The sequence below is a fragment of the Corallococcus exercitus genome, assembly GCF_003611585.1.
In the GTDB taxonomy this organism is placed as follows: domain Bacteria; phylum Myxococcota; class Myxococcia; order Myxococcales; family Myxococcaceae; genus Corallococcus; species Corallococcus exercitus.
Genome location: NZ_RAVW01000822.1, coordinates 1 through 888 on the forward strand (window position 1 = coordinate 1; position 888 = coordinate 888).

Genomic DNA, 888 nt, shown 5'->3' on the forward strand with positions numbered 1-888 from the left:
GGGTGGCAACGCGGGCTTCCTCCGGGACGGCGCCCGCCTGCTGGTGGTGGTGGTGTCCGACGAGGAGGACTGCAGCTCCACGCAGCGGCCGCCGCCGGTGACGCTGGGGCTGGATTCCGGGGCGCGGCTGCTGGACGCGGACGTGGCGCAAGCCGGGGACGCGGGGCCGGGCTTCTACCGCGACCCGGGCGACCGCGTGCGCAACGGCCTGGGCATCCTGGGCCAGCGGCCCGGTCGCGACGCGCCCATGCCTTCCCTGGGTGACGCGCTCCCCGGGCCGTCGTCGGGCGGCTGCTGAGGCAGGTGGGCCATGCGGAGGGGCTACCTGCACGTCATGCGCTTCCCGGTGCAGCGCAAGGTCATCGAATCGCCCGCGCTCGCGGGCCAGCCGCTGGTGCTGGTGGAGGAGGTGCGCGGCCAGCGACGGGTGGCCTTCGCGTCCACGCGAGCGCTGAAGGCCGGCGTGCGGCCGGGGATGACGCTGACGGCGGCCACGGCGCTGGAGCCCGGGCTGCGGCACTTCCCGTACCGGCCGAAGGACGAGGCCCAGGCGCTGGCCGCGCTGGGGGAGTCGTTGCTCGGCCTGTGTCCGGGCTTCCAGCGCGACGCGCCGGAGGGGCTGTGGTTCGACGCGAGCGCGGCGCACCTGGTGGGGGGCGAACCGGAGCTGTGCGCGCGCGTGCTGGAGGTCTGCGCCGAGCAGGGCTACCGGGCGCACGTGACGGTGGCGTCGGAGGCGTTCACCTCGCGGGTGCTGGCGCGGCATGGCTCCCGGCGGGTGGAGGTGGTGGCGGAGGGGCAGGGCGCCCGGGCGCTGGCGCCCCTGCCGCTGGGCGCGCTGGAGGACGCCGCGGCGCGGGCCTTCTCCGTGCTGGGGCTGTCCACGCT

The 888-nt window shown here is 76.9% G+C and carries 1 protein-coding gene and 1 pseudogene; both read left to right on the forward strand.

Annotated features, from left to right (window positions below; genetic code table 11):
* A pseudogene (locus tag D7W79_RS42320) lies at window positions 1-298 on the forward strand (hypothetical protein); the annotation flags it as partial.
* 12 nt (window positions 299-310) lie between these two features.
* Window positions 311-888, forward strand: a 578-nt coding sequence (locus tag D7W79_RS42325) for a Y-family DNA polymerase (RefSeq protein WP_500681258.1), incomplete at its 3' end; no start/stop codon positions are given.